This window comes from Streptomyces sp. NPDC048275 (assembly GCF_040652275.1).
In the GTDB taxonomy this organism is placed as follows: domain Bacteria; phylum Actinomycetota; class Actinomycetes; order Streptomycetales; family Streptomycetaceae; genus Streptomyces.
Genome location: NZ_JBEZLR010000004.1, coordinates 41173 through 67980 on the forward strand (window position 1 = coordinate 41173; position 26808 = coordinate 67980).

30 protein-coding genes are annotated in these 26808 nt (G+C 71.5%); 5 read left to right on the plus strand and 25 right to left on the minus strand.

What is annotated here, in order from left to right; translation table 11 throughout:
• Positions 1–41: 41 nt before the first annotated feature.
• The 11 genes from lgt to hisI form a co-directional block, all read right to left on the minus strand.
• A complete protein-coding gene (gene lgt / locus AB0D57_RS04130; RefSeq protein ID WP_362066752.1) occupies positions 42–1049 on the minus strand; it encodes a prolipoprotein diacylglyceryl transferase in 1008 nt (335 codons plus the stop codon).
• A 190-nt stretch (positions 1050–1239) separates the two neighbouring features.
• Positions 1240–2013, minus strand: a complete 774-nt coding sequence (locus tag AB0D57_RS04135) for a thioredoxin domain-containing protein (protein WP_362066754.1) — start codon at positions 2011–2013, stop codon at positions 1240–1242.
• Positions 2014–2139: 126 nt separating this feature from the next.
• Positions 2140–2955 (minus strand): tryptophan synthase subunit alpha, encoded by an 816-nt coding sequence (trpA, locus tag AB0D57_RS04140; RefSeq protein ID WP_362066756.1) that lies wholly within the window; start codon positions 2953–2955, stop codon positions 2140–2142.
• Positions 2952–4244, minus strand: a complete 1293-nt coding sequence (trpB, locus tag AB0D57_RS04145) for a tryptophan synthase subunit beta (protein WP_362066758.1) — start codon at positions 4242–4244, stop codon at positions 2952–2954. The genes trpA and trpB overlap by 4 nt, the downstream gene beginning before the upstream one ends.
• A gap of 310 nt (positions 4245–4554) precedes the next feature.
• A complete protein-coding gene (locus AB0D57_RS04150; RefSeq protein ID WP_362066760.1) occupies positions 4555–4932 on the minus strand; it encodes a tryptophan synthase subunit(beta) in 378 nt (125 codons plus the stop codon).
• A 7-nt stretch (positions 4933–4939) separates the two neighbouring features.
• Positions 4940–5749 carry an indole-3-glycerol phosphate synthase TrpC gene (gene trpC / locus AB0D57_RS04155; RefSeq protein WP_362066762.1) on the minus strand — a complete coding sequence of 270 codons (810 nt, stop codon included), beginning with the start codon at positions 5747–5749 and terminating at the stop codon, positions 4940–4942.
• Positions 5750–5915: 166 nt separating this feature from the next.
• Positions 5916–6407, minus strand: coding sequence for a DUF2752 domain-containing protein (locus AB0D57_RS04160; RefSeq protein ID WP_362066764.1), 492 nt, complete (start codon positions 6405–6407; stop codon positions 5916–5918).
• Between the two features lie 118 nt (positions 6408–6525).
• Positions 6526–6777, minus strand: coding sequence for an HGxxPAAW family protein (locus tag AB0D57_RS04165; protein ID WP_362066766.1), 252 nt, complete (start codon positions 6775–6777; stop codon positions 6526–6528).
• Positions 6778–6937: 160 nt separating this feature from the next.
• Entirely contained in the window at positions 6938–7591 is a 654-nt protein-coding gene (locus AB0D57_RS04170; protein ID WP_362066768.1) for a TIGR02234 family membrane protein, read from the minus strand.
• A gap of 52 nt (positions 7592–7643) precedes the next feature.
• Positions 7644–9131, minus strand: coding sequence for an anthranilate synthase component I (locus AB0D57_RS04175; RefSeq protein WP_362066770.1), 1488 nt, complete (start codon positions 9129–9131; stop codon positions 7644–7646).
• Positions 9132–9142: 11 nt separating this feature from the next.
• The gene (gene hisI, locus AB0D57_RS04180) at positions 9143–9544 is read right to left on the minus strand and encodes a phosphoribosyl-AMP cyclohydrolase (RefSeq protein ID WP_362066772.1); all 402 of its coding nucleotides are present in this window, start codon (positions 9542–9544) and stop codon (positions 9143–9145) included.
• Between the two features lie 175 nt (positions 9545–9719).
• Here hisI and AB0D57_RS04185 point away from each other — a divergent pair, with 175 nt between their 5' ends.
• Complete coding sequence (locus AB0D57_RS04185) at positions 9720–10355, plus strand: TIGR03085 family metal-binding protein (protein WP_362066774.1); 636 nt, start codon at positions 9720–9722, stop codon at positions 10353–10355.
• Between the two features lie 9 nt (positions 10356–10364).
• On the opposite strand, the gene AB0D57_RS04190 is transcribed toward AB0D57_RS04185, so the two are convergent.
• From AB0D57_RS04190 to hisD, 10 genes are all read right to left on the minus strand, one after another.
• On the minus strand, positions 10365–11648 hold the full coding sequence (locus AB0D57_RS04190; protein WP_362066777.1) for an MFS transporter: 1284 nt from the start codon (positions 11646–11648) through the stop codon (positions 10365–10367).
• A 13-nt stretch (positions 11649–11661) separates the two neighbouring features.
• Positions 11662–12249 carry a helix-turn-helix domain-containing protein gene (locus tag AB0D57_RS04195; protein WP_362066779.1) on the minus strand — a complete coding sequence of 196 codons (588 nt, stop codon included), beginning with the start codon at positions 12247–12249 and terminating at the stop codon, positions 11662–11664.
• Positions 12250–12368: 119 nt separating this feature from the next.
• Entirely contained in the window at positions 12369–13124 is a 756-nt protein-coding gene (gene hisF / locus AB0D57_RS04200) for an imidazole glycerol phosphate synthase subunit HisF (RefSeq protein ID WP_362066781.1), read from the minus strand.
• Entirely contained in the window at positions 13121–13519 is a 399-nt protein-coding gene (locus AB0D57_RS04205; protein ID WP_362066783.1) for a RidA family protein, read from the minus strand. The genes hisF and AB0D57_RS04205 overlap by 4 nt, the downstream gene beginning before the upstream one ends.
• The gene (gene priA / locus AB0D57_RS04210; protein WP_362066785.1) at positions 13516–14241 is read right to left on the minus strand and encodes a bifunctional 1-(5-phosphoribosyl)-5-((5-phosphoribosylamino)methylideneamino)imidazole-4-carboxamide isomerase/phosphoribosylanthranilate isomerase PriA; all 726 of its coding nucleotides are present in this window, start codon (positions 14239–14241) and stop codon (positions 13516–13518) included. The genes AB0D57_RS04205 and priA overlap by 4 nt, the downstream gene beginning before the upstream one ends.
• Positions 14238–14885, minus strand: a complete 648-nt coding sequence (gene hisH / locus AB0D57_RS04215; RefSeq protein WP_362066787.1) for an imidazole glycerol phosphate synthase subunit HisH — start codon at positions 14883–14885, stop codon at positions 14238–14240. Before hisH ends, priA begins: the two co-directional genes overlap by 4 nt.
• Positions 14876–15040, minus strand: a complete 165-nt coding sequence (locus tag AB0D57_RS04220; protein WP_362066789.1) for a hypothetical protein — start codon at positions 15038–15040, stop codon at positions 14876–14878. Before AB0D57_RS04220 ends, hisH begins: the two co-directional genes overlap by 10 nt.
• 88 nt (positions 15041–15128) lie before the next feature.
• Positions 15129–15731: an imidazoleglycerol-phosphate dehydratase HisB gene (gene hisB, locus AB0D57_RS04225; RefSeq protein ID WP_362066791.1), complete on the minus strand. Its 603-nt coding sequence runs from the start codon at positions 15729–15731 to the stop codon at positions 15129–15131.
• Positions 15728–16846, minus strand: a complete 1119-nt coding sequence (locus AB0D57_RS04230; protein WP_362066793.1) for a histidinol-phosphate transaminase — start codon at positions 16844–16846, stop codon at positions 15728–15730. Before AB0D57_RS04230 ends, hisB begins: the two co-directional genes overlap by 4 nt.
• The gene (gene hisD / locus AB0D57_RS04235) at positions 16843–18165 is read right to left on the minus strand and encodes a histidinol dehydrogenase (RefSeq protein WP_362066796.1); all 1323 of its coding nucleotides are present in this window, start codon (positions 18163–18165) and stop codon (positions 16843–16845) included. Before hisD ends, AB0D57_RS04230 begins: the two co-directional genes overlap by 4 nt.
• Before the next feature lie 173 nt (positions 18166–18338).
• Between hisD and AB0D57_RS04240 the strand changes: the two genes are divergently transcribed.
• The 4 genes from AB0D57_RS04240 to ybaK all read left to right on the plus strand — a co-directional run bounded on the left by AB0D57_RS04240 (position 18339) and on the right by ybaK (position 22371).
• Positions 18339–19919, plus strand: coding sequence for an oxidoreductase (locus tag AB0D57_RS04240; RefSeq protein WP_362066798.1), 1581 nt, complete (start codon positions 18339–18341; stop codon positions 19917–19919).
• 162 nt (positions 19920–20081) lie between these two features.
• A complete protein-coding gene (locus AB0D57_RS04245) occupies positions 20082–21101 on the plus strand; it encodes a hypothetical protein (RefSeq protein WP_362066800.1) in 1020 nt (339 codons plus the stop codon).
• An 11-nt stretch (positions 21102–21112) separates the two neighbouring features.
• The gene (locus AB0D57_RS04250; protein WP_362066802.1) at positions 21113–21853 is read left to right on the plus strand and encodes an LON peptidase substrate-binding domain-containing protein; all 741 of its coding nucleotides are present in this window, start codon (positions 21113–21115) and stop codon (positions 21851–21853) included.
• Positions 21854–21870: 17 nt separating this feature from the next.
• Entirely contained in the window at positions 21871–22371 is a 501-nt protein-coding gene (ybaK, locus tag AB0D57_RS04255) for a Cys-tRNA(Pro) deacylase (protein ID WP_362066804.1), read from the plus strand.
• Between the two features lie 239 nt (positions 22372–22610).
• On the opposite strand, the gene AB0D57_RS04260 is transcribed toward ybaK, so the two are convergent.
• From AB0D57_RS04260 to AB0D57_RS04275, 4 genes are all read right to left on the minus strand, one after another.
• Positions 22611–23267, minus strand: a complete 657-nt coding sequence (locus tag AB0D57_RS04260) for an AAA family ATPase (RefSeq protein ID WP_362066807.1) — start codon at positions 23265–23267, stop codon at positions 22611–22613.
• A gap of 34 nt (positions 23268–23301) precedes the next feature.
• Positions 23302–24123, minus strand: coding sequence for an ABC transporter permease (locus AB0D57_RS04265; RefSeq protein WP_362066809.1), 822 nt, complete (start codon positions 24121–24123; stop codon positions 23302–23304).
• A gap of 103 nt (positions 24124–24226) precedes the next feature.
• Positions 24227–25198 (minus strand): ABC transporter ATP-binding protein, encoded by a 972-nt coding sequence (locus tag AB0D57_RS04270; RefSeq protein ID WP_362067061.1) that lies wholly within the window; start codon positions 25196–25198, stop codon positions 24227–24229.
• Positions 25199–25386: 188 nt separating this feature from the next.
• Entirely contained in the window at positions 25387–26604 is a 1218-nt protein-coding gene (locus AB0D57_RS04275; protein WP_362066811.1) for an NYN domain-containing protein, read from the minus strand.
• Between the last annotated feature and the right edge of the window lie 204 nt (positions 26605–26808).

Consider the following 26808-nt stretch of genomic DNA (forward strand, 5'->3'; position numbering starts at 1 on the left):
CATCCTCAAACGCGGCGCCCCCTTCGACGTACCGGAAGAACTCAGCCCTTCTTCGCCGACTCGGCCTCGTCCTTCGTGGCCTCGTCGAGCACGGCGTCCGTCTTCTCGTCCGCCTTCTCGTCCTTCTCGCCCTTGTCGTGCGTCTCGTCCTTCTCGTCCGTCTTCTCGTCGAGCTTCTTGTCCAGCTCGACGGCCTCACCTTCGGACTCGGCGTCACCCTCGCCGGAGGCGTCCGCCCCGGGCTCGACGACCTCCTCGCGCCCGGGCCGCAGCCGCGCCGACATCACGATGTAGATCACCGCGAGGAGGAACACCACCATCGCGGTCCAGTTGTTGAGACGCAGGCCCAGGACGTGGTGGGCGTCGTCGACGCGCAGGTACTCGATCCAGAAGCGCCCCACGCAGTACGCCGCGACGTACAGCGCGAACGCCCGACCGTGACCCAGCGTGAAGCGGCGGTCCGCCCAGATGACGAGGAAACCGACACCGATGCACCACAGGGACTCGTACAGGAACGTGGGGTGGTAGTAACCCTCCACCCGCCCGTCCGTCGCGGACGTGATGTGCAACGCCCAGGGCAGGTCCGTCGCCTTGCCGTACAGCTCCTGGTTGAACCAGTTGCCCCAGCGCCCGATGGCCTGCGCGAAGACGATGCCGGGCGCGAGGGCGTCGGCCCAGGCCGGGAGTGGGATGCCGCGCCGGCGGCAGCCGATCCACGCGCCCACCGCACCGAGCGCGATCGCACCCCAGATGCCGAGGCCGCCCTCCCACACCTTGAAGGCGTCCACCCAGTCACGGCCCTCGCTGAAGTACAGCTCGTAGTCCGTGATCACGTGGTAGAGCCGCCCGCCGACGAGGCCGAACGGCACGGCCCACACCGAGATGTCGGCCACGGTGCCGGCCCGCCCTCCGCGGGCGATCCAGCGCCTGTTTCCGAGCCAGACGGCTACGAAGACGCCGATGATGATGCAGAACGCGTAGCCGCGGAGCGGAATGGGGCCGAGGTTCAGCACACCGCGCGACGGGCTGGGAATGTAGGCAAGTTCCATGGCAAGGTCGACGCTACCGTGCCGGACGGGACCCACGGCAAGCAGCCCGGCAACGGGTCCATAACAGGCGGTCACCCAGAGGCCGTGCCGGGCGGTCGCCCCGGGTCCCTGACAGGGCGTCCCTCAGGCCCATGACGGACGTGTGCCCCCGGCCCGCGCCGGGCCGGGGGCACAGGGGCCGACGAAGGGCTCAGCCCTTGTTCTCCGCCTCCACCATCTGCTTCAGCTTGGCCGGGGTCATCGTCTGGTCCGCGTTGATGTTCTTGCCGCCCAGCAGCACGGTCGGTGTGCCCGAGAAGCCGCCGGTCTGGAAAGCCTCGTTCGACTTCACGACCCAGCTGTTGTGCGTACCGTCGTTGACGCATTTCCGGAAGGCCGGGGTGTCCAGGCCGTCGACCTTGCCCGCCAGCTCGATGAGCTTGCCGTTGTCCGCGAAGGCGTCGTCGGTTTCCTCGGGCTGGTTCTCGAACAGGACGTCGTGGTACGCGGTGAACTTTCCGGCGTCCTGGGCGCAGGCCGCCGCGTTGGCGGCGTTGCGGGAGCCGCTGCCGCTCATTTTCCCGTCGATCAGCGTGACGAGGTGGTACTCGACCTTCAGCTGACCGGCGTCGACCAGCTCCTGGATCGTCGAGCGGTAATTGGTCTCGAAGATCTGGCACGCCGGGCAGCGGAAGTCCTCCCAGACCGTGAGGGTCGACTTGGCGCTGTCCTTGCCCACGGGGATCGCGAGACCGTCCTTCCCGGTCGCCCCCGAGGGCGCCGCGACCGGGCCCGAGGCGTCGCTCTTGTCCTTGCCTGCGTTGGCGGCCATCACCCCCACCACCGCGGCGAGACCCAGGACGCAGACCACCGACGCGCCCACGATCAACGCCCGGCGACGCTTCTCCGAGGCCTTGTGCTTCTCTCGCTCGACCGCCAGCCGCTCGCGGGCGGTGCGCTTTCCCTCACGGTTCTTCTCGCTCACACCCGGCAGAACGAACCGGGGAGGCGCAGCGCGCCTCCCCGGTCCCAGGTCCACCCGTACGAGTGAGCGGATTGTCCGTTACGCACCCACTCCGTCCTGTGGCTGCGCAGCCTCTGTGTTACATCGTTACGCCGTTGCGCGCACGCCCTTCGCGAGGTCACCCGCGAGCGCCCGTACGGCCTCCAGGCCCGTCGCCTCGTCCGGCGCGTCCAGCATCCGCTTCACGAAGGCCGAGCCGACGATCACGCCGTCGGCGAAGCCGGCCACCTCAGCGGCCTGCGTCGCGTTGGAGACGCCGAGGCCGACACAGACGGGCAGCTCGGTGGTGGCCTTGGTGCGCCGCACCAGGTCCTGCGCCTGCGTGCCGACCGACTCCCTCGTGCCGGTGACGCCCATCAGCGAGGCCGCGTAGACGAAGCCGGAGCCCGCCGCGGTGATGTCGGCGAGCCGGGCGTCCTTGCTGCTGGGCGCGACGACGAAGACAGTCGCGAGGCCGTGCTTCTCGGCGTGCTCCCTCCACAGCGCCGATTCCTGCACAGGCAGATCGGGCAGGATGCACCCGGCCCCGCCCGCTTCCGCGAGCTCCGCGGTGAAGCGCTCGACGCCGTAGCGGTCGATCGGATTCCAGTACGTCATCACGAGTACGGGCTTGCCGGTGGCCTGGTGGGCCTCACGGACCGTACGCATGACGTCGGCGATCTTGACGCCGCCCCGCAGGGCGATGTCGTCCGCGGTCTGGATGACGGGGCCGTCGAGGACGGGGTCGCTGTGCGGCAGCCCCACCTCGACGATGTCCGCGCCGCCGTCGAAGACGGCCTTGATGGCCGCGATGCCGCCGTCGACGGTCGGGAAGCCGGCCGGCAGGTACGCGATGAGAGCGGACCGCCCTTCCGCCTTCGCCGCGGCGAGGGTGTCGCTCAACAGCCGGATGTTGCCACTCACTTCGCGTCCCCCTCGATCTCTGCGTTCTCGCCGGCGGCGTCCGCGGCGACGACGGCGTCGGCACCGGTGTCGTACAGGCCGAAGTAGCGGGCGGCCGTGTCCATGTCCTTGTCGCCGCGGCCGGACAGGTTGATGACGATCAGCCCGTCCTTGCCCAGCTCCTTACCGACCTCCAGGGCCCCGGCGAGCGCGTGGGCGCTCTCGATCGCCGGGATGATGCCCTCGGTGCGGGAGAGCAGGCGCAGGGCCTGCATGGCCGCGTCGTCGGTGACCGCGCGGTACTCGGCGCGACCGCTGTCCTTGAGGTAGGAGTGCTCGGGCCCGATGCCCGGGTAGTCGAGTCCGGCCGAGATCGAGTAGGGCTCGGTGATCTGCCCCTCCTCGTCCTGCAGGACGTACGACCGCGACCCGTGCAGAATGCCCGGCTCACCCGCCGTCAGCGTGGCCGCATGCTCCCCGGTCTCGACGCCGTGTCCGGCCGGCTCGCAGCCGATGAGGCGCACGTCCGCGTCCGGGATGAAGGCGTGGAAGAGCCCGATGGCGTTGGAGCCGCCGCCGACACAGGCGATGGCGGCGTCGGGAAGCCGTCCGGCGCGCTCGAGGATCTGCCGCCGCGCCTCGACGCCGATGACGCGGTGGAAGTCGCGCACCATGGCGGGGAAGGGGTGGGGCCCGGCGACGGTACCGAAGAGGTAGTGGGTGTGATCGACGTTGGCGACCCAGTCGCGGAAAGCCTCGTTGATGGCGTCCTTCAGCGTCCGGGAACCGGACTTCACGGCGATGACCTCGGCGCCGAGCATGCGCATGCGGGCGACGTTGAGGGCCTGCCGCTGAGTGTCGATCTCGCCCATGTAGATGGTGCATTCGAGGCCGAACAGCGCGCAGGCGGTGGCGGTCGCGACGCCGTGCTGCCCGGCGCCGGTCTCGGCGATGACACGCGTCTTGCCCATCCGCTTGGTGAGGAGGGCCTGGCCGAGCACGTTGTTGATCTTGTGGGACCCGGTGTGGTTGAGGTCCTCGCGCTTGAGGAACACGCGGGCGCCACCGGCGTGTTCGGCGAACCGCGGCACCTCGGTCAGTGCGCTCGGGCGCCCTGTGTAGTGGACGAGCAGGTCGTCGAGTTCACGCGCGAACTCGGGATCCGCCTTCGCCTTGTCGTACTCGACGGCGACCTCGTCCACGGCGGCGACCAGTGCCTCCGGGATGAACTTGCCGCCGAACGCGCCGAAGTACCCCTCGGCGCTGGGAACTTGACCCTCCGGGTCGGGAATGAAGAACTCGCTGGGCATGCGGTTACCTCGCAGGGGCGACAGCCCCGGTTACAGATCGGACATGGGGTCACATGAGCAGGTAGGTACACACGCGTCGCGCCCCCGGCGGCCGGCCGATCGCCCTCGGCCATGAGCGGCGGAGGGTTCAGCAGGAGGCGGCGAGCAACCAGCCCCCACGACCGCGCCGGACCTGCCCCGGACCCACCCATCATCGGGAACCGGACGAAGCCCGAGCGCAACGGCCGGGAGCATGGAGCCGGGAGCCGGGGTCATCCGGTCATGACGACCGGCGACGGTCCCGCCGAGGCCCGGCGGTGCCGGACCCCGGTCAGCCCACCCGCAGGGTGGCGTCGCCCGGGGACGGCGCGAGCGCGCGTACGCCACCGGGCCATCGCATGCCGTTGACCTGACCCGGCTCATCGCCGATGACGTAGCGGACCCGGCGCCCGTGCACCCGTCGTGCGGGCGCCCGGCAGCCGCGCGGACGACAGCCGCGGGCGAGGCGGGCGTAGGGATTCCGGGCCGCCGAAGCGACCGCAAGCGGAGCGGCGAATCGCACGCAGGGGCGCCCTGCGCACGAGCCCTCCTCGCCCGCGTACGAGTCCGCACCGTCCGAGCCAGGCGCTGCCGACCGCACGCACGCCGCGTCGCCGTCCGGGCGCGGGCCCGGACGGGAGACGGCGGGAACGTGGGTCGACGCGGTCACCGGGGTGTCAGCCCCGTCCGTGCCGCAGCGCGGGGTGGGCCCCGGCCGCGACGAGGTCGGCGACCGCCGTCTTCGGGTCGCGGCCGGTGACGAGGGACTCGCCCACCAGGACCGCGTCGGCGCCGGCGTTGGCGTACGCGATGAGGTCGTGCGGCCCGCGGACACCCGACTCGGCGACCTTGATCAGGCCCGCCGGGATCTCGGGGGCGACCCGCTCGAAGGTGGAGCGGTCCACCTTGAGGTCCTTCAGGTTGCGCGCGTTGATACCGATCACCTTGGCGCCGGCGTCCACCGCCCGCTCGGCCTCGTCCTCGTCGTGCACCTCGACGAGCGGCGTGAGCCCGATGGACTCGGCGCGCTCGATGAGGGACTCCAGGGCGGGCTGCTCGAGGGCGGCCACGATCAGCAGCGCGAGGTCGGCACCGTACACACGGGCCTCCCACAGCTGGTACGACGTGACGATGAAGTCCTTGCGCAGCACCGGGATGTCCACGCGGGCGCGAACGGCCTCCAGGTCGGCCAGCGAGCCACCGAAGCGCCGCTCCTCGGTGAGGACCGAGATGACGGCCGCGCCACCTGCCTCGTAGTCCGCGGCGAGCGCGGCCGGGTCGGCGATCGCGGCGAGCGCGCCCTTGGACGGGCTGGAGCGCTTGACCTCGCAGATGACCTTGACGCCGTCTCCGCGCAGGGCGGCCAGTCCGTCCTTGGCAGCAGGAGCCTTCGCCGCGCGCTCCTTGAGCTCGTCGAGGCTGACGCGCGCCTGCCGTTCCGCGAGGTCGGCACGGACTCCGTCGATGATCTCGTCGAGCACACTCACGCGAGCGGCCCCCTTCCCTGACGGTGAACTGTTGAAGCGGTTGAGCTGTTCGACCCGAAGCGCCGTCCCGGCGATTCTGATGGGTCACTCTGATGGTATCCGCAGGACGGCGTCGCCCGCGCATCCGGTGGACGGCGGTCCCACTACCTGGACGTTTGCCATTTGATCAAGGGCGCAGCCAGCCACCGAACGGCAGGTTCCGGACAACCGTGAAGGCCAGCAGCAACACGCCGACGGTCCACAGGTGCACGGGCCCCGGCTCGATCCGTACCGGGCGCCCGCGCACCGACCGGACCGCCCAGACGCTCCACACCACCGCGAAGACCAGATATCCCACGACGGCGAGCGCGTTGTTCGTGAGCGCTGTCGCGAGGTCTCCGTGCATGAGGGCGTGCGCCCCGCGCAGGCCGCCGCAGCCGGGGCAGTACAGGCCCGTGTAGCGCAGCAGGGGGCAGACGGGGTAGTGCCCGGGCTCGTTGGGGTCCACGGCCCCGACATAGGCGAAGGCGCCGACGACGGCCGCGAGGACCCCGCCGGGGACGACGAGCCGCCGCAGCACACCACCGCGCCCGACGGTCCTCTCGGGAAGCCCGACGGCAGGCCCCGTCTCCGGGCCGCGGTGCGTCACCCTCCGGGTTTCGGCGTTCACCTGACGCATTCTGCCTCGCACGCGCGCGTGGCGCTCGCCCTGTACGGCGCTTCGCCGCGAACGCGCGAGAGGCGGCCCCGGACAGAAGCCGGGGCCGCCTCTCAGGAAGCCTTGCGGGTCGTGCGGGTCAGCTCTCGGCGCCCACGGCCTCGCGGACCGGGTGCGCGGTCGCCGGCGCGGACGCGGCCTTCGGCTGGCCCAGGCCCGCCGCCCTCATGGCCATGCCGACGACACCGCCGAGGCCGACGATGACCATGCCGGCCCAGAAGCCCAGCGGGTCGGCCATCACCATGAAGGCACCCGATACGCAGAAACCGATGAAGGCGATGATGACACCGGTCCAGGCGGCCGGGGTGTGACCGTGGCTGCTGCCCGCCATGACTTGCTCCTCGTTGCTGTTTGCGTGTGTGAGTCGGACGCTCACCGTCCATTGTCCCGTACCCGCGCCCCTGCCGTGAGCGCGGGGTCTGCCCTCGCGCGTCGATTCGACCAAGTCACGACGAAAGGCCCGGGGCTCAAGTCCCCGCGGCCGCCGGGACCTAAGTACCGGCGGGGTCGGGGCCCGTCGGGTCCTCGCCGCGGTCGAGCGCCTTCCAGATGTCCTCGGGCCGGTCGGGGTCGACGGGCTTGGCCTTGCGCGGCCGGGGCGTCCCGTCGCGCTCGTAGCGGCCGGACATGGCGGGCCACAGCCGTCCGTAGCACAGCGCGAGGAGCCCGGCGAGGAGGATGAGCGCCCCGCCCACCGCGGCGACATACGGCCAGGCGGTGTGGCTGAGGGCGTCCGCGGTGGAGGCGGTGTCGCCGGAGGCCGCCGCGGCCTTCTCGTCGAGGGCGGAGCTGTCACCGGCGCCGAGCACCGCCGCGACGACCGTGCCGGCGCCGGAGAGCGCGAGCAGCGCGGAGACCAGGAAGCGCCCGGAGCGGCGGACGGCGAACACGGCGACGAGCGCGGCGAGGCCCACTATGGCGAGCGCCGCGGGTACGCCCGTGACGTCGCTGCCGCTGGCGGTCAGCTGGAAGTCGCCGCCGGCCACCGCCGCGGTGCCCTCCGCCCAGCTCTGCCGGGTGGAGAGCAGCGCCACGGTCGCGCCGAGGGCGCCGCTGAGCAGGGCGACGGCGAGGCTACGGCGGACGGACCGCTCGGGTCCGGCGGCTTGGGATCGGGAGTGCGGTACAGCAGTCACGTACTCCACTATCGCCTGAACCCCGGGGGAACCGTCACCCGGGGTTCACGTGAGCCTCGTCCTATTGCCCGAGCCGGTTCGCCGTGTGCACCGCGCGCAGCACCGCCGCCGCCTTGTTGCGGCACTCGTGGTCCTCGGCGACGGGGTCGGAGTCGGCGACGATTCCGGCGCCGGCCTGGACGTACGCGGTGCCGTCGCGCAGCAGGGCCGTACGGATGGCGATGGCGGTGTCGGAGTCGCCCGCGAAGTCCAGATAGCCCACGCAGCCGCCGTACAGTCCGCGCCTGGACGGCTCGAGTTCGTCGATGATCTGCATCGCGCGCGGCTTGGGGGCCCCGGAGAGGGTGCCGGCCGGGAAGCAGGCCGTCAGCACGTCGAAGGCCGTACGGCCCGCCGCGACCCGTCCGGTCACGGTCGACACGATGTGCATCACGTGCGAGTACCGCTCGATGGACATGAAGTCGACGACCTCGACGGAGCCCGGCTCGCAGACCCGTCCGAGGTCGTTGCGTCCCAGGTCGACGAGCATCAGGTGCTCGGCGCGCTCCTTGGGGTCGGCGATGAGTTCGTCGGCGAGGGCCTGGTCCTCCTGGACGGTGGCGCCGCGCGGCCGGGTGCCCGCGATGGGGTGCACCATCGCCTGCCCGTCCTCGACCTTGACCAGGGCCTCCGGGGAGGAGCCGACGACGTCGAAGCCCTCGAAGCGGAAGAGGTACATGTACGGGGAGGGGTTGGTCGCCCTGAGGACCCGGTAGACGTCCAGCGCGCTTGCCGTGCACGGCGTCTCGAAGCGCTGGGAGGGGACGACCTGGAAGGCCTCGCCTGCCCGGATGCGCTCCTTGACGTCCTCGACGGCCTCCCGGAAGTCCGGTCCGCCCCACAGGGCCGTGTACTCGGGGAGCTCGGACGGGGGGAGCGCGGCGGGCGGCTGCGAGACGGCGCGCGAGAGGTCGGCCTCCATGGCGTCGAGGCGGGCGACGGCGTCGGCGTAGGCCTCGTCGACGCCCGTGTCGAGGTCGTTGTGGTTGATCGCGTTGGCGATCAACTGGACGGAGCCGTCCCAGTGGTCCATGACGGCCAGGTCGCTGGTGAGCAGCATGGTCAGCTCGGGCAGCTTCAGGTCGTCCCGCTCGCCGGGGCCGATCTTCTCCAGGCGGCGCACGATGTCGTAGCCGAGATAGCCGACCATGCCGCCGGTGAACGGCGGCAGGCCCTCTCCGTGGGGCGTGTGCAGCGCCTCGATGGTGGCGCGCAGGGCGGCGAGCGGGTCGCCGTCGACGGGGACGCCGACGGGCGGTGTGCCGAGCCAGTGGGCCTGTCCGTCGCGTTCGGTGAGCGTCGCGGACGAGCGGACACCCACGAAGGAGTAGCGAGACCACGAAAAGGACGCGCGGCCGTTCTCGGCGGATTCCAGGAGGAAGGTGCCGGGGCGCTCGCCGGCCAGCTTGCGGTACAGCGCGACCGGCGTGTCGCCGTCCGCGAGGAGCTTGCGGCTGACGGGGATCACGCGGCGGTCGGTGGCCAGCTTGCGGAACGTCTCGAGGTCCATGGCGGCTGACCTTACTGACCCAGCGGCGGTACGCCCGAATCGGCGTCCTTGAGCAGGACGTCGGCGTCGAAACAGGTGCGGGCACCGGTGTGGCAGGCGGCGCCGACCTGGTCGACCTTGACGAGGACGGTGTCGGCGTCGCAGTCGAGGGCGACGGACTTCACGTGCTGGAAGTGGCCGGAGGTGTCGCCCTTCACCCAGTACTCCTGGCGGCTGCGGGACCAGTAGGTGCAGCGGCCCGTGGTGAGGGTGCGATGCAGCGCCTCGTCATCCATCCAGCCGAGCATCAGCACCTCACCGGTGTCGTACTGCTGGGCGATGGCGGGGACGAGCCCGTCGGCGCTGCGCTTGAGGCGTGCGGCGATCTCGGGGTCAAGGCCGGTGGGCCTGCTGGGCGGGGGCGTGCTGGTCATGCGGACCATTGTGCCGCGCCGCAAGGACGCGCCCGGCGGTTGTCCACAGGCCGGACCGCGCCCCCTGCCCGCCGATGTCCTCTGAGATATGAGGGGCGGCGCGAAGCGCCTCGGTGAGGGGCGGTGGCCGGGAGACGGGTGGGCTGAGTCCGGGAGCGGTCGTAGGCTTGCTGACATGTCGACCCATGCGAAGCGTGAACGACTTCTCCTCGCCGACCTGTTGGAGGCGCTGGGGCCTGAGGCCCCCACCCTCTGCGAGGGCTGGAACACCCGTGACCTCGCCGCGCACGTGGTGGTGCGCGAGCGCCGCGCGGACGCCGCGGGCGGGATTCTGATCAAGCAGCTCGCGCCGCGTCTGGAGCGGGTGCAGACGGAGTTCGCCGAGAAGCCGTACGAGGAGCTGATCCTGCTGATCCGTACGGGGCCGCCGCGCTTCTCGCCGTTCTCGCTGAAGCAGATCGACGAGGCGTCGAACACGATCGAGTTCTACGTCCACACCGAGGACGTACGGCGCGCGCAGCCGGACTGGACGCCGCGCGAGCTGGATCCGGTCTTCCAGAACGCCCTGTGGTCCCTGTTGGAGCGCTCGGCCCGTCTGACCGGTCGTGGCGCCCCGACCGGCCTGGTGCTGCGCCGCCCGGACGGCCAGACGGTGGTCGCGCACAAGGGCACACCGGTCGTGACGGCGACCGGCGAGCCCTCGGAGCTGCTGATGTTCGCCTATGGCCGGCAGCAGGTGGCCGATGTCGAGCTGGCGGGCGACAAGGACGCGATCGCGAAGCTGCACGAGACGAAGCAGCTCGGGCTCTGAGCGGCCTTCTCAACGGGGCAGTTCGGCGCGGCGCAGGTCGCGGAAGCACAGCACGAGGACCCCGCCGAGGCCGCAGACCGCGGCGCTGGTGACGAAGACCGGGCCGGTGCCCCACCAGCCGATGGCGGCGGCGGTCAGCGGCATGCTCAGCGGGGCGAGGCCGAGGCTGACAAGGCCGGCGACGGCGCTGACCCGGCCCAGGTAGGCGGGGTCCGCCTGGGTCTGCAGCAGGGCGCCGCACAGGGCTCCGCTGAGCCCGGCGAGCAGCCCGACGAGGAGGGCGACACCGACGGCCGCGGCGACACTCGGTACGTAGGCGAGGGCGCCGATCGCGACCGAGCCCGTCAGGATCGCGACGGCGGCCACGCGTCCGGCGTGCGGCAGCCGGCCGCGCACGGTCAGCAGCAGCGCGGCGGTCCCCGCCCCGATCCCGAACCCGGCGAGCACCCAGCCCATGCCGGAGGCGCCCCAGCCGCGCCGGTCGGCCAGCAGCGTCAGGCCCACGTTGAGCGGCCCGACGAACCCGAGGTCGCCGAGGGCGATGGCGGCGATGAGCGGGGCGAGGACGGGGTGACGGCGGATGTAGCGCAGCCCGTCCCGGAGGTCCCGCCAAGGAGTGCGCTCAGCGACCTCGCCGCGGGAGTCGCCGACGGCGTCGTCGTCGGCGGCGGCGGCGGGCAGTTCCTTCATCCGTACGGAGATCAGCAACGGCACCGACACGGCGATCAGCATCCCCGCGAGGCCGAAGGCCGCCGCCGCGCCGCCGAGCGCCACGCCGAGGCCGCCGAGCGGGGCGCCCACCACGTTGGCGAAGCGGATCGCGAGGCCCCGCATGCCCTGGACGCGGGCGAGCTGGCTACGGCCGGTGACGCGGGCCGGGAGGGCGCCCACGGCGGGCATGAAGACGGCGTCGACGATGCCGAAGACGACGGCGAGCAAGGCCAGCAGCCACAGCCCCGGACTGGCCGCGAACAGCAGCGCGGCCGCCGCGAGGACGGCCGCGCAGCGCACGGCGTCGCTGCCGATGACGACCTTGCGCGGCCCGAAGCGGTCGGCGACCACGCCCCCGCCCAGCATCAGCAGGGCCCGCGGCACGGCGCTCACGGCCATGACCATTCCGGCCTGCGAGGGTGTTCCGGCCTGCACTGCGGCCCAGGACAACGCGATGTAGTAGACGTTGTCGCCGATCATCGACGAGGTGTAGGCGCCGAGCCAGCGCAGGACGTTGCCGTCTCGGTGGGCGGGTGTGTCCGCCACGGGCTGCGGGGCCGGGGGTATGACGGTCGCGGTCACGGGACGCGTCCTCTCAGGGGCGGAAGGGGAAGCCGTACACGTGCAGCGCGACGTTCTCGCGCCCTTCGGTGTCGCCGGTGGCCTCGGCGGCGCGGCCCATCTCGTCGTACTTCTTGGCAAGGGCGAGCAACTCCTTGCCGAGCTCGGTCAGTTCGGCGGGGGTCAGGCGCAGCAGGGACTCGTTGTCGGGGGCGGCGGAGTTCCACTCCGGGCCCCAGAGGAGACGTTCGTCGAGGTAGCGCCGGTACATGTCGCTGCGCTGCTCGTGGAAGAGGCGGGTGGCCGCCAGGTGTGCCGCTGCCCTCTCGGGCGCGTCCCGGAAGTCCTTGTCCTTGATGCTGACGCCCTCCGATGACGGCTGCCACCAGCGCTCCCGGCCGTCGCCGCTCTGCGGCTGCGCCTCCTCGATCAGCCCGTGCTCGGCGAGCTTGCGCAGGTGGTAGCTGACCAGGGAAACGGCCTCGTCGACCTGGTCGGCGAGCTGCGAGGCGGTGGCCACGCGCGCCACGCACAGCGCTCGGTACAGCTTCATCCGCAGCGGGTGGGCGAGCGCCTTGAGCGTCCCGATGTCCGTGATGGGGTGGTTCCCCTTGGCCGTCATGCACCCCAGGCTAGATACGAAAGGAAAGTTGCGCAATATAAGTTGCGCAACTTTTCTTTCCCATCTCGTCAAAGCCGGGCCCCGGCCACCAGGTGACCGGGGCTCACAGCCGTATGGCGTCAGCGCACGGGATGCCCCGCGCCCCGCAGCGTCTCCTTCACCTGGCCGATCCGCAGATCCCCGAAGTGGAAGACGGACGCGGCGAGCACGGCGTCCGCGCCCGCGGCGACGGCGGGCGGGAAGTCGGCGAGCCGCCCCGCGCCGCCGCTGGCGATCAGCGGCACGGTCACGTGCTTGCGTACGGCCTCGATCATCTCGATGTCGTAGCCGTCCTTCGTGCCGTCCGCGTCCATGGAGTTGAGCAGGATCTCGCCCGCGCCCAGCTCGGCGGCCCGATGGGCCCACTCGACGGCGTCGATGCCGGTGCCCTTGCGCCCGCCGTGGGTGGTGACCTCGAAGGACCCGCTCTCGGTCCGGCGCGCGTCCACCGACAGCACCAGCACCTGCCGCCCGAACCGCTCGGCGATCTCGCGGATCAGCTCGGGACGGGCGATGGCCGCCGTGTTGACACCGACCTTGTCGGCGCCGGCCCGCAGCAGCTTGTCGACGTCCTCGGCGGTGCGTACGCCGCCGCCCACGGTCAGCGGGATGAAGACCTGCTCGGCGGTGCGCCGCACCACGTCGTACGTGGTCTCGCGGTTGCCGGAGGACGCGGTGATGTCCAGGAACGTCAACTCGTCGGCGCCCTCGGCGTCGTACACCTTGGCCATCTCGACGGGGTCGCCCGCGTCGCGCAGGTTCTGGAAGTTGACGCCCTTGACGACCCGGCCGTTGTCCACGTCCAGGCAGGGGATGACTCGGACGGCGAGGGTCATGACTGCGGTGCCTCTCGGTACGCCTCCACCTCGACCTCGACGACCAGACGCGGGTCCACGAAGCCGGAGACGATGATCATGGACGCGGCGGGGCGGACGGTGTCGAACAGCTCCTTGTGGGCGCGGCCGACGTCCTCCACATCCCGGGCGTGGGTGATGTACATGCGCGTACGGACCACGTCGTCGCGGCCGAGGCCGAGTTCCTTCAGGGCCGCGAACGCGACGTTGAAGGAGTTCACCGCCTGCTCGTACGGGTCGCCGCCGACGATCGCTCCGTCGATCACGGAGGTGCAGCCGGCCACCAGCACCAGGCCGTTGGGCAGCTCCACCGCGCGGGAATAGCCGAAGGCATCCTCCCAGGGCGCGCCGGTCGAGACGCGTCGTACATCGCTCACTTGGCTACCGCCTCCAGGGCCTCTTCCAGCGTGAACGCCTTCGCGTACAGGGCCTTTCCGACGATGGAGCCCTCGACGCCGAGGGGCACCAGCTCGGCGATGGCACGCAGGTCGTCCAGGGAGGACACACCGCCGGAGGCCACCACCGGGCGGTCCGTCGCGGCGCATACATTGCGCAGCAGCTCCAGGTTCGGGCCCTGCAGCGTGCCGTCCTTCGCGATGTCCGTCACCACATACCGCGTGCAGCCCTCGGAGTTGAGGCGCTCCAGCGTCTCGTAGAGGTCGCCGCCGTCGCGGGTCCAGCCGCGACCGCGCAGCGTCGTGCCGCGTACGTCGAGACCGACCGCGATCTTGTCGCCGTGCTCGGCGATGACCTTGGCGACCCACTCGGGGGTCTCCAGAGCGGCGGTGCCCAGGTTCACCCGGGTGCAGCCGGTGGCGAGCGCGGCGGCCAGCGTCTCGTCGTCGCGGATGCCGCCGGACAGCTCGACCTTGATGTCCATCGCCCCTGCGACCTCGGCGATCAGCGCGCGGTTGTCGCCGGTGCCGAACGCGGCGTCCAGGTCGACGAGGTGCAGCCACTCGGCGCCCGCGCCCTGCCAGGCGAGGGCGGCCTCGAGGGGGGAGCCGTAAGAAGTTTCCGTCCCGGACTCGCCGTGCACGAGGCGCACGGCCTGGCCGTCGCGGACGTCGACGGCGGGAAGGAGTTCGAGCTTGCTCACAGTGTTCCGATCCAGTTGGTGAGGAGCTGGGCTCCGGCGTCGCCGGACTTCTCGGGGTGGAACTGCGTGGCCCACAGTGCGCCGTTCTCGACGGCCGCTACGAAGGGCTTGCCGTGCGTCGACCAGGTCACCAGGGGTGCGCGCAGCGCCGGGTTCGCGACTTCCAGGGACCAGTCGTGGACGGCGTAGGAGTGGACGAAGTAGAAGCGCGCGTCGGCTTCGAGCCCCGCGAAGAGCTGCGAGCCGGCCGGGGCCTCGACCGTGTTCCAGCCCATGTGGGGCACGATGTCGGCCTGGAGCGGCTCGACGCTGCCGGGCCACTCGTCCATGCCCTCGGTCTCCACGCCGTGCTCGATGCCGCGCGCGAACAGGATCTGCATGCCGACGCAGATGCCCATGACGGGACGGCCGCCCGAGAGCCGACGGCCGATGATCCAGTCACCGCGGGCGTCCTTGAGCCCCTGCATGCAGGCGGCGAAGGCGCCGACGCCCGGGACCAGCAGCCCGTCCGCGTTCATCGCCGTGTCGAAGTCGCGCGTGATCTCGACCTCGGCACCCGTGCGCGCGAGGGCGCGCTCGGCGGAACGCACGTTCCCGAAGCCGTAGTCGAAGACGACCACCTTTTTGGGGGTGCTCAATTCCACACCTCCAGCCTCATGACGCCCGCGACGAGGCACATCGTCGCGCCGAACGAGAGCAGCACGATGAGGCTCATGGGCATCTTCTGCTTGACGAAGGAGTAGATGCCGCCGAGGAGGAAGAGTCCGACGATGATCAGGATGCTAGACAGGCCGGTCACAGTGTCCCTCCGTTCGCTTCTCCGCCCGCGCGGCGCAGAGGTGCGGCCATCGTCCTCGTCTGCGGCCCGGCGGCCGCGCGTGCGTCGCTCACAATGCGCCCTTCGTGGAGGGGAGGATCCCGGCGGCGCGCGGGTCGTGCTCGGAGGCGTAGCGCAGCGCCCGGGCCAGGGCCTTGAACTGGCACTCCACGATGTGGTGCGCGTTGCGCCCGTAGGGCACGTGCACGTGCAGCGCGATCTGGGCCTGGGCGACGAAGGACTCCAGGATGTGCCGGGTCATCGTCGTGTCGTACTCGCCGATCATCGGCGCCATGTTCTCGGGCTCGGTGTGCACGAGGTACGGGCGGCCGCTCAGGTCCACCGTCACCTGGGCGAGTGACTCGTCCAGCGGGACCGTGCAGTTGCCGAAGCGGTAGATCCCCACCTTGTCGCCGAGCGCCTGCTTGAAGGCGGCGCCCAGCGCGAGGGCGGTGTCCTCGATGGTGTGGTGCGAGTCGATGTGCAGGTCACCCTCGGTCTTCACGGTCAGGTCGAACAGACCGTGCCGGCCGAGCTGGTCGAGCATGTGGTCGTAGAAGCCGACGCCCGTAGCCACATCGACCTTGCCGGACCCGTCGAGATCGATCTCGACGAGGACCGAGGTCTCCTTGGTTCTCCGCTCGACTCTTCCGACACGCCCATCGCGGCTCATGCGCTCTGCTCCTTCTTCAGTTCACGTACCGCGTCGAGGAACGCGTCGTTCTCGGCGGGAGTTCCGGCGCTGACCCGCAGCCACCCCGGTACGCCGTTGTCCCGGACCAGGACACCCCGGTCGAGGATCTTCTGCCAGGCCTCGTGCGAGCCCTCGCTGCCTTCGAATCGCCCGAACTGGACGAAGTTCGCGTCGGACGCGGTGACCTCGTAGCCGATCGCGCGCAGTTCGGTGACCAGCCGGTCCCGCTCGGCCTTCAGCTGCTCCACGTACCCGAGCAGCGTGTCGGTGTGCTCCAGGGCGGCCAGCGCGGTCGCCTGGGTGACGGCCGACAGGTGGTACGGCAGCCGTACGAGCTGGACGGCGTCCACGACCGCCGGGTGCGCGGCGAGATAGCCGAGGCGCAGTCCCGCCGCGCCGAAGGCCTTGGACATGGTCCGCGAAACGACGAGATTCGGCCGACCTTCGAGCAGCGGCAGCAGCGAGTCGCCGTGGCTGAACTCGATGTAGGCCTCGTCGACGATCACCATGGAGGGCTTGGCGGCCTGCGCGGCCTCGTACAGCGCGAGGACCGTCTCGGGCGGCACCGCGTTGCCCGTGGGGTTGTTGGGGGTGGTGATGAAGACGACGTCCGGCCGGTTCTCGGCGATGGCCTGCTCGGCGGCGACGAGGTCGATCGTGAAGTCCTCGTTGCGGGGGCCGGAGATCCAGCCGGTCCCGGTGCCGCGCGCGATGAGCGCGTGCATCGAGTACGACGGCTCGAAGCCGATCGCCTTACGGCCGGGGCCACCGAAGGTCTGCAGCAGCTGCTGGATGACCTCGTTCGAGCCGTTCGCCGCCCAGACGTTCTCAAGGCCGACCCGGTGCTTGCCGGTCCGCGTCAGGTACGTGGCCAGCTCCGTGCGCAGCTCGACCGCGTCCCGGTCGGGGTAGCGGTTGAGGTTGCGGGCGGCCACGCGCACGCGCTCGGCGATCCGCTCGACGAGGGGTTCGGGCAGCGGGTACGGGTTCTCGTTGGTGTTCAGGCGTACGGGGACGTCGAGTTGGGGCGCGCCGTAGGGGGACTTGCCGCGCAGCTCGTCCCGTACGGGAAGATCATCGATTCCGATGGTCACTTGGTGGGCACCTTCCAACCGAACCTTGCCTTGATCGCCGCGCCGTGGGCCGGCAGGTCCTCCGCCTCCGCCAGCGTCACCACGTGATGTGCCACGTCGGCGAGCGCGTCCTTCGTGTAGTCGACGATGTGGATGCCGCGCAGGAAGGACTGGACGGACAGGCCCGAGGAGTGGCAGGCGCAGCCGCCGGTGGGCAGGACGTGGTTGGAGCCCGCCGCGTAGTCGCCCAGCGATACGGGCGCCCAGGGGCCGACGAAGATCGCGCCCGCGTTCTTCACCCGGTCGGCCACCGCGGCCGCGTCCGCCGTCTGGATCTCCAGGTGCTCGGCGCCGTACGCGTCGACCACGCGCAGCCCGTCGTCCACGCCTTCGACCAGCACGATCGCGGACTGCCTGCCGTTCAGCGCCGGGACGATCCGGTCCTCGATGTGCTTGGTGGCCCCGACCTGCGGCTCCAGCTCCTTCTCGACGGCATCCGCGAGTCGAGGGGAGTCCGTGACGAGGACGGCGGCGGCCAGTGGGTCGTGCTCGGCCTGGCTGATCAGGTCGGCGGCGACGTGCACCGGGTCGGCGGTCTCGTCGGCGAGGATCGCGATCTCGGTGGGACCGGCCTCCGCGTCGATGCCGATCTTGCCGGTGAAGTAGCGCTTGGCGGCGGCGACCCAGATGTTGCCGGGGCCCGTGACCATGTTGGCCGGGGCACAGGACTCGGTGCCGTGCGCGAACATCGCGACGGCCTGGGCTCCGCCGACCGCGTACACCTCGTCGATGCCGAGGAGGGCGCAGGCGGCGAGGATCGTCGGGTGCGGAAGGCCGTCGAACTCCTTCTGCGGCGGGGAGGCCAGGGCCATGGAGGCGACTCCGGCCTCCTGCGCCGGGACCGCGTTCATGATCACGGACGACGGGTACACGGAGCGTCCGCCCGGCGCGTACAGGCCCACGCGCTCGACCGGCACCCACTTCTCGGTGACCGAGCCGCCCGGAACGACCTGGGTGGTGTGCGTGGTGCGACGCTGGGCACGGTGGACCAGGCGGGCGCGGCGGATGGATTCCTCCAGGGCCGCGCGCACGACCGGGTCGAGCTGCTCCAGGGCGTCCTTGACGGCCTGGACCGGGACCCGTACGGACTCCAGCCGTACGCCGTCGAACTTCTCCGCGTAGTCGATCAGCGCCGCGTCCCCACGATGATGCACGGCCTCGCAGATCGGACGCACCTTCTCCAGGGCGGCAGACACGTCGAAGTCGGCTCGGGGCAGCAGGTCACGCAGGGCGTAGCCCTCGGGGAGGGCGTCGCCGCGCAGATCGATTCGGGAGATCACAGACCCAATTCTCTCAGACCGCGATAAGGCGCCGGACGCCTGTATCAATGGCTGATACAAGCCACCTTCGATTCCCCGGAAGATCCCCCTCACCAGTAGCGTTCGGCCCGTCACACAGCGGGCATGAACGGTTGTATGAAACCCGTGAGTAGCTGGGGAGGAAGGGAAGTGCCGTGACCGAGGGTGCCGGCATCCACGGCGGGGACCTGCCGGACGAATTGACCGCCACCGAGGCCGGGATGTGGCAGGCCTTCCGCGACGGCAGTGTGTACGACCTGCGCAGCGGGGACATGACGGTCGACGATCCGCACGGCGGCCATCCCTGGGGACCCGAGCGCAGCGTCCGGGCACGGATCGTGGCCTGGCTGCTGCTCGACGGCCCGCCCGCTCTCCAGGGCCGGGTCGCCTCCCTGAAGCTGACCGGCGTACAGATCACCGACGTCCTCGACCTCGCGGGCGGCACCGTGGTGCCGTACATCGAGATGAAGGGCTGCCGGTTCGAGAAGGAGATCCTGCTTCCGGAGGCCCGCTTCACGACCGCACGCCTGGTCAACTGCTCGGTGCCGCGCCTGGAGGCGGCCCGCGTGCACACCGAGGGCGATCTGCATCTGCCGCGCTGCCGCTTCCACAACGGCGTACGGCTGACCGACGCGCACATCGGCACGGATCTGCTGCTCAACCAGGCCGTGGTCTACCGGGACCGACGCGGGCGTTCGCTCACCGGCGACGGCATGACCGTCGGCCAGGATCTCCAGGCCGAGATGCTGGAGTCGCACGGCGAGCTGAGCCTGCGCGGCGCCACCATCGGCGTCTCGCTCAGCCTGCGTGGCAGCAAGCTGAGCAATCCGTACACCCGCCTCGCCCTGAACGCCCCCCAGCTGACCGTCAACCGCACGATGTACATGACCCCCGCGGCTGTCGGTAATCCGCTGCTGACCAGCGGCACGACTCCGGCCCACGGCACGCTGGTGCAGCGGTTCGAGTGCCAGGGCGGGATCCGGCTCGACGACGGCCGGTTCGGGGACGCGGTCGACTTCGAGCGGGCCCGCTTCACCTTCGACGACGACCACGAGCTGTCGCTGCTGCGGGTCCAGACGCCGGAGCTGCGCTTCCTCGGGGAGCATCCCGAGCGCGGCAAGGTCGTGCTGTCCGGCGCGCGGATCGTCAATCTGGTCGACCGGGCGGACAGCTGGCCGGGCCCGGGCCGCCTCCACATGGGCGGCTTCGGCTACGAGAACCTCGTGCCGCAGGGCGCGTTCCCGCTGACCCGGCGCCTGGAGTGGGTGGCGGCGGCGACCGCCGAGTACAACCCGGAACCGTACGAACGCCTGGCCACGGTGCTGCGCAACTCCGGCGAGGACGAGGACGCGCGCGAGGTGCTGCTCGCCAAGCAGCGCCGCCGCCGCGAGACCCTGCCGCTCGCGGCCAAGCTGTGGGGGTACGCACAGGACTGGACGGTCGCCTACGGATACCGGCCGGGGCGGGCCGCACTGTGGATGGCGGTGCTCTGGGCGGCGACGTCGGTCGCGTTCGCGCACTCCAGCCATCCGCCGATCAAGGACGGCGAGCATCCGCCGTGGAACGCCTCGCTGTTCGCCCTGGACCTGCTGCTGCCGGTGATCGACCTCGGCCAGGTGGGCTTCTGGCAGCTGAACGGCGGCTGGCAGTGGCTGTCCGCGGTGGTGATCCTGCTGGGCTGGATCCTGGCGACGACGGTGGCGGCGGGGGCGACACGGATGCTGCGCCGAAGCTGAGCACAGGGCCCGGTCTGTTTCACTTACAGCCCGCAAGAGCAGAACAACGCTCACTTTTTTACTTACCCTTGACTGTTTAACGTACAACCAATTGATGGTTACAGAAGCGTCACCACACACCCCCTGGCACAGCTCCGACCTGCGGTTTTCAATGGCGACACCATGGCACTGCTGAGCGCGCTCATCCGTACGGCCCGGATGGCCAGGAACTCCTCGCGCCTCGCCGCCGGACTGCCCACCGACGACGAGGTACTGCTGGACGCCCCCGACGAGCGGCTCGGGCCGGCCCTCGTCGCGGCGAGCCGCGGCGACTACGGCGCCGCGGCCAAGCTGCTCGCCACCACGCGCGAGGCCGCCGAGTGGGAGAACCGCGACCGGTACGTGATGCGCCTCGCGGCCTTCGCGCGTACCCGCGACGAGTGGCTCCAGCTGTGGCAGGAGGAGTCCCCGCACGACCCGGACGCCCTGCTGGTCAAGGCCGAGCTGGCGGTACGCCGCTGGTGGCGGTCGCCCGCCCGCGCCGAGCTGCTGGGCCAGGTCGGCCCGCTGATCGGCGCCGCCGCCGAGGGCGACCCGCGCGACCCGGTGCCCTGGCGGATCGCGCTCGACCACGCCCGCGGCACCAACGCCGGGCACACCGAGTTCGAGAAGCTGTGGGGCGAGGCGGTACGCCGCTCCCCGCACCACTACGGCTGCCACGTGGCCGCCCTGAAGTACCTGTCGGCCGCCTGGTACGGCTCCCACCGCGAGTGCTTCGACTTCGCCGAGCGGGCCGCCCAGGACGCGCTGCCGGGCTCCCTGGTGCAGGCGCTGCCGGTACGCGCGGCGTTCGCGTATCTCACCGAGGGCGGCGGTGCGGTGGTCCTGCGCGAGCGGCTCGACGCGGCGGCCGACCTCGCGATCGCGGTCTCCGCGACGTATCCGGCCGCCGACCCCTGGCCCGCGGAGGTCCGCAACCTCCTCACCTACGTCCTGATCAGGCTGAAGCGCTGGACGGACGCCCTGGAACAGCTCCGCCTCATCGGCCCCTACGCGACCTCGTTCCCCTGGGACCGGGTCTCCGACGACCCGCTGGGCCAGTTCCTCGAGCTGCGCGACGGCGTCCGTCTGGAGGTCGCTGCGAACACCCCCCTGCATCCACGGAGTGAGCACGACGGACGCGCCCGCTCCGGCGACCATTAGGCTTTCGCGTCGTGACCACCGTCCGGCTCCCGCTCTTCCCCCTGAACACGGTTCTGTTCCCGGGGCTCGTGCTTCCTCTGAACATCTTCGAGGAGCGCTACCGCGCCATGATGCGCGATCTGCTGAAGATCCCAGAGGACGAACCGCGCCGGTTCGCCGTCGTCGCCATCCGCGACGGCCATGAGGTCGCACCCAGCGCACCCGGTCTGCCGGACCAGACGGCCGTGCCGCAGCGCGGGCCCGCGGCCGGTTTCGGCGACGACCCGCTGGCCGCCTTCCACGAGGTGGGCTGCATCGCGGACGCGGCGACCATCCGGGAGCGCGCCGACGGCAGCTTCGAAATACTGGCGACGGGCACCACACGCGTACGGCTGCTGTCCGTGGACGCCTCGGGCGCGTTCCTCACCGCCGAGCTGGAGGAGCTGCCCGAGGAGCCGGGCGAGGAGGCCGGTGCGCTCGCCGAAGGGGTGCTGCGGGCCTTCCGCCAGTACCAGAAGCGGCTCGCGGGCGCCCGTGAGCGCTCGCTGTCCACCGGCGCCGAACTGCCGGACGACCCGGCCGTCGTCTCCTACCTCGTCGCCGCCGCCGTGATGCTCGACATCCCCGCGAAGCAACAGCTGCTCCAGGTCCCCGACACGGCCTCCCGCCTCCGCGAGGAACTGAAACTGCTGCGCACCGAGACCGCGATCATCCGCAATCTGCCGTCGCTTCCGGCATCGGACCTGACACGCGGCCCGACGAGTCTCAACTGACGCATTCGAGAAGGCAGATGGCGAAGAAGTCGAAGAAGCAGCAGCCCGGGGGCACGCCGGCGACGGTGGCCCTGACCGCGGCAGCCGTCACGTACACCGTTCACGCCTACGAGCACGACCCCGCGCACCCCTCCTACGGCGACGAGGCCGCCGAGGCGATGGGCGTGTCCCCCGACCGGGTCTTCAAGACCCTGGTGGCGGACGTGGACGGCTCCCTGGTGGTCGCCGTGGTCCCCGTCGCGGGTTCGCTCGACCTGAAGGCCCTGGCCACGGCGGTGGGCGGCAAACGCGCGGCGATGGCGGACCCGGCGGCCGCCGAACGCACCACGGGCTACGTCCGCGGCGGCATCTCCCCCCTGGGCCAGCGCAAGAAGCTCCCCACCGTGCTGGACGCGTCGGCCGCCGCCCACGCCACGATCTGCGTCTCGGCGGGCCGCCGCGGCCTCGAGGTGGAACTCGCCCCGGACGACCTCGCCAACCTCACGGAAGCGGTCCGCGCCCCCGTCGCCCGTGCGTGACCCCTCGACGGATGCCCCGCCTTCGGTTAAGCACGAAGGGCATGTCGAAGAAAACACGCAAACGCAAGTGGCGCATCAAGAAGGGCCGCTCGAACCACGGCCGCCGACCGGCCTGACACCGTGTTCCTGCGCCCCCTCGTCGCCCCCAGCGGCTGAGACACCTGGCGGGGCGCCAGGGGGCGCAGCGCCCCCTGGCGGGGGTCTGGAGGCGGAGCCCCCAGGGCTCCCCTGGCCCCCGCCTACCCCGCCGGAGGCGCCGCGTACGGACTCGCGTAAGGATCCGGATCCCGGGGCCCGAACAACGCGGTCAACCCGAGATGAACCACCAGCCCCGCCAGGGACCACGCCAACAACGCCCCCTTCGCCCCCAGCTTCAACGGCGCCGAGAAGGTAACCCCTTCCCCCACCGCCTTGGCGTGGGCGACCACGTCCTGCGTGGGCCCGAGCCATATCCCGACCCGCCAGGCGAGCACCGACCCGAGCACGCCCCCCACGGCAAGCGCGACGACCAACGGCACGCCCCCACGCCGCCGCATCAGATACACCACCACCGCACTGACCGCCCCGAACGCGAGCGCGAGCAGCGTGAACGTTCCGTCGACCCCGATGGCCTGCTCGCCCTCGGTGTCCTTCAGATACACCGCGCTGTCGTCCGCGACCAGCGGCACATGCGGCGCCAGCCACCACCACAGCACACCCAGCAGCGCCCCCGCGACCGCCACCGCCACCGTGATCACGGCGGCCTCGCGCACTTCGGTCTTCATCCCGGGACCGTCCTGTTCGTACCCGGCGATCCCCGCGACGCCGACACCACCGGCGGGCGGAGCCTGCCAGGCGTTGGCGCTGTCGGAGGGCTGTTCATGCGGCGGCGGAGGCGGAGTCAGCGGTGCGGTCACCCTGACATCGTGCCAGGCCCGGCTGTCAGTCGCGTCACCGGACGGCCGCCCGGCGGTACGCCCAGGTCGCCACGGCCAGCGAGGCCGCCCCGACGCCCGCGCAGACGGCGAGGTCACCCAGAACGAGCGCCCAGTCGGGATGGTCGCCGAAGGTCCGCGCGAAGGCCTCGACGCCATAGGTCGAGGGCAGCAGATCACGCCCGTACTGCACGACCGTCGGCATCCGGTCCGCCGGCAGCACCCCCAGCAGCAGCGCCGCCGACATGCCCAGCTGCCCCAGCAGCGTGGCGAGCTCGGGCCGCGGCGCGAGCAGCCCGAACGCCGCCCCCAGCCCGGCGAGCGCGGCCCCCGCGAGCGGGATCACCGCGGCAAGCACCCACAGGTGGGCCACCGGCAGCCCGAAGAGCACACAGCCGAAGACGGCGGTGGCGATGGTCCCGGGCACGGTGAAGGACGCGTACGCGCCCGCGGCGCCCAGCACGACCGCGGCCGGCGGCACCGGCAGCGTCGCGTAGTGGTCGAGCCCACCGCTGGCCCGCAACTGTCCGAAGTACTGCGCGAGGAGGTTGAGCGCGACGAAGGCGACCACCAGGACCGACGCCCCGGCCACCACGGCCCGCGCCTCGGCCCCGCCGTCCACCACGCCCCGCATCATGATCATGATGCCGACGGACTGGAAGGTGGCCACGAACAGCAGCGGGATCCGCGCGACGCGCGCCCGGGAGAGCTGCGCCCGGTACACGGCGGCGAGCGAGGGCCACAGCCGCGCCCGCGGCGCGAGTTCCACCGCGTCGCCGACATCCTCCGCCAGGGACAGCGCACTGCCCGGCAGCACCTCAGCGGGTACGACACTCACGTCGAGCTGCTCCTCTTCGCTCCGGCAGCCGTCCAGTTCCCAGCGCCCACGACGCCCCTCCCCCTCCGCACACACATCCGTACGGATCCCACGCGCCGCACACTCACGCCTTCACCAGCCCCTGGGTATTGCCCCCGAGCGCCAGATAGACGTCCTCGAGGCTCGGCGTGGCCAGCGTGAAGTCGTCCAGGGCGACGAAGGCGGCGCCTCCGGTGACCGTGGCGACGACCGCGCGGGCCTCCTCCGGGGCGAGCCGCAGGGTCCAGCGGCGGCCCGACTCCACGGCTCGGGGACGCAGCGCGGCGACCTCGGGCACGTCGAGCGGAGCCCTCTCGCGCCACACGAGGTCGACCCGCACCTCGCCGGCGACCTGTTCCTTCAGCCCGGCCGGGGTGTCGCAGGCGATGACGCGGCCCCGGTCGAGGACGGCGACCCGGTCGAGGACCGTCTCCGCCTCGATGACGTTGTGGGTGACCAGCAGTACGGTCGCGCCGTCCTCGGACCGGCGCCGATCGATCGCCGCCCAGACGGCGCGCCGGGCCACCGGGTCCATGCCGGTGGTGGGCTCGTCGAGGACGAGCAGCGGCCGCCTTCCGACCAGCGCGGCGGCGAGGCAGGCGAGCCGCCGCTGCCCGCCGGACAGCTTCTTCAGGGGCCGGGCGGCGAGCGGGGTGAGGCCGAGTTCGTCGAGGACCGCGTCCCGCTCGGCCCGCGCCTCGCGGATCTCCAGGCCGCGCAGCCGCCCGGTCGTCTCCGCGGCGAGCGACACGGTCAGCTCGTCGAGGGCGGTGGACTCCTGCCCGAGGTACGCGAGGATCCGCGCCGCCCGCTCGGGGTGGCGCACGATGTCGTGCCCGAGGATCTCGACACTGCCGCTGTCGGGGCGCATGAGCCCGGTCAGCTGCCGTACGAGGGTGGACTTCCCGGCGCCGTTCGGCCCGAGCAGCCCGAAGATCTCACCGCGCCGGATGTCCAGACGTACCCCGTCGGTGGCCCGTACCTCGGGCGTACCGGGGGCGCCGCGGCGTCCACGCACGGCCGGATAGGTCTTGGTCAGGGAGCGCACCGCGCACACGACATCGCCCCCGTGCCCGTTGTGGGCTGTCTGTGCCGTGCGCGTACTCACGAAGGACGAGCCTACGGGGTCCGATGCCCCGATATACGCCCGGGGCCTCGCCCCGCCCCCGCCGCCGGCGATCCGGGACCGCGCCGCACCCCCGCCACCAGCGCACCCGGACGCAAACGCAAGCCCAGGACTCCGGCTCATTCCCCGGCAGGGGCGTGTTCCGCCGCCGTCCGTACGTCGATCTCGCGCCAGAAGCCCGCCCGGATCGCGTACCGGTCGTGTTCGTCGATCTGATCGTCCTTGTGCGCGAGCAGCCCGAAGCGTGCCGCGTAGCGCAGCAGCTCCCCGTCCACGCGATGCGGTACCCGCGGGTACATCGTGGACAGCTTCTGCAGATGACTCTGGTCCGTCAGCCGCCCCATCCAGCGGCGGGCGAAGACCTGCCCCACCTCGTAGGGATCGCCGCCGACCGTGGTGATGTCCTCCTCGCGGTCCGCCCACCGCTGCTCGGCGGAGGTGAGCTGGGCGAGCGTCGGCAGCGCGGCGGCGTCCGCGGGCTCGGTGGCACCGCCCGGCCGGTCGATCCATCCCTTGTCCGACGACCACCGCAGGGTCGCGCTCGCGGGCTGCTGGGCGGTGTGCGTGCCGGGCGCGCGCAGTGCGGCCAGGTCCTTCGGCGTCGGCACGCCCTTGGACGCGGGCACCCGCTCCTCGCTGCCGTTCTGCGAGTCGGCCGCCTGGCCGTGCTCCGCCTCCGGGGCAGGCCGCTCGGCGGCGGCACCGAGCGCCGAGTCGGGCAACGGCGCGGAGAGGATCGCGGCGATCTCGGGGCGCGGCGCGGGCGACGGCGCGCAGATCCCGCCGAATTCCTTGGCACGCACGGCCTTGGTGATCCAGGTCCGGTCGAGCACACGACGTTCGTCGGCCTCGGCGACCAGGTCCTCGGACTGGTTGTAGTCGCCGTCGGCGGCCTGCACGGCCCACAGGTGTACGGCGACCCCGTGCTCCTTGGCGGCCATCATGCCCGGCAGCAGATCCCCGTCGCCGGTCACCAGGACCACGTCGGAGCAGGCGCGATTGCGGGCCAGCTCGGTGAGCTCGGCGTGCATCGCGGCGTCGACGCCCTTCTGCGCCCACCGTCCGTCGCTACGGGTCAGCGCGCCCAGGCGCACCGTCACCCGCGGCATCACGCGCAGCCTGCGGTGCTCCGGCTGCGGTACGCGGTCGGGGGCGCCGTCGAACCAGTAGATGCGCAGCAGGGGTCGCTCCGTGTCGGACTCGGCGCGCTCGCGCAAACCCTGGATGAGGGCGGCGTGGTCGACGGTGATCCGGGATCGCGAAGGCTCCCCGGCGAGGAGACTGGCGGCAGCCCCGAGCAGGTACCCGGCGTCCACCAGGACGATGCAGCGGTCCACGCGGTCCACCCTCTTTCCGGTTTCCGGGAGGTTTGCTTCGGGCTTCCTTCGAGTCTGCCCGACGGCGCGGAGGTTAACGGCCCGAACTCGATCTTCGGCGTGGCGGATCGGTGAAGCACTCTCCGACAGGGCTTATTACGCACGGTAATTCCACGAAATGCGCTGCTTGTCAGGCTATGTGAATCTGGTCCCGGCCCTGGCCCC

Excerpts from the sequence above, each read along its gene's own strand:
- lgt (WP_362066752.1), bottom strand. The coding sequence starts at position 1,049 with ATGGAACTTGCCTACATTCCCAGCCCGTCGCGCGGTGTGCTGAACCTC.
- trpB (WP_362066758.1), bottom strand. The coding sequence starts at position 4,244 with ATGCCCAGCGAGTTCTTCATTCCCGACCCGGAGGGTCAAGTTCCCAGC.
- AB0D57_RS04160 (WP_362066764.1), bottom strand. The coding sequence starts at position 6,407 with ATGCGTCAGGTGAACGCCGAAACCCGGAGGGTGACGCACCGCGGCCCG.
- AB0D57_RS04165 (WP_362066766.1), bottom strand. The coding sequence starts at position 6,777 with ATGGCGGGCAGCAGCCACGGTCACACCCCGGCCGCCTGGACCGGTGTC.
- AB0D57_RS04175 (WP_362066770.1), bottom strand. The coding sequence starts at position 9,131 with ATGGACCTCGAGACGTTCCGCAAGCTGGCCACCGACCGCCGCGTGATC.
- hisI (WP_362066772.1), bottom strand. The coding sequence starts at position 9,544 with ATGACCAGCACGCCCCCGCCCAGCAGGCCCACCGGCCTTGACCCCGAG.
- AB0D57_RS04185 (WP_362066774.1), top strand. The coding sequence starts at position 9,720 with ATGTCGACCCATGCGAAGCGTGAACGACTTCTCCTCGCCGACCTGTTG.
- AB0D57_RS04195 (WP_362066779.1), bottom strand. The coding sequence starts at position 12,249 with ATGACGGCCAAGGGGAACCACCCCATCACGGACATCGGGACGCTCAAG.
- hisF (WP_362066781.1), bottom strand. The coding sequence starts at position 13,124 with ATGACCCTCGCCGTCCGAGTCATCCCCTGCCTGGACGTGGACAACGGC.
- hisB (WP_362066791.1), bottom strand. The coding sequence starts at position 15,731 with ATGAGCCGCGATGGGCGTGTCGGAAGAGTCGAGCGGAGAACCAAGGAG.
- AB0D57_RS04245 (WP_362066800.1), top strand. The coding sequence starts at position 20,082 with ATGGCACTGCTGAGCGCGCTCATCCGTACGGCCCGGATGGCCAGGAAC.
- ybaK (WP_362066804.1), top strand. The coding sequence starts at position 21,871 with ATGGCGAAGAAGTCGAAGAAGCAGCAGCCCGGGGGCACGCCGGCGACG.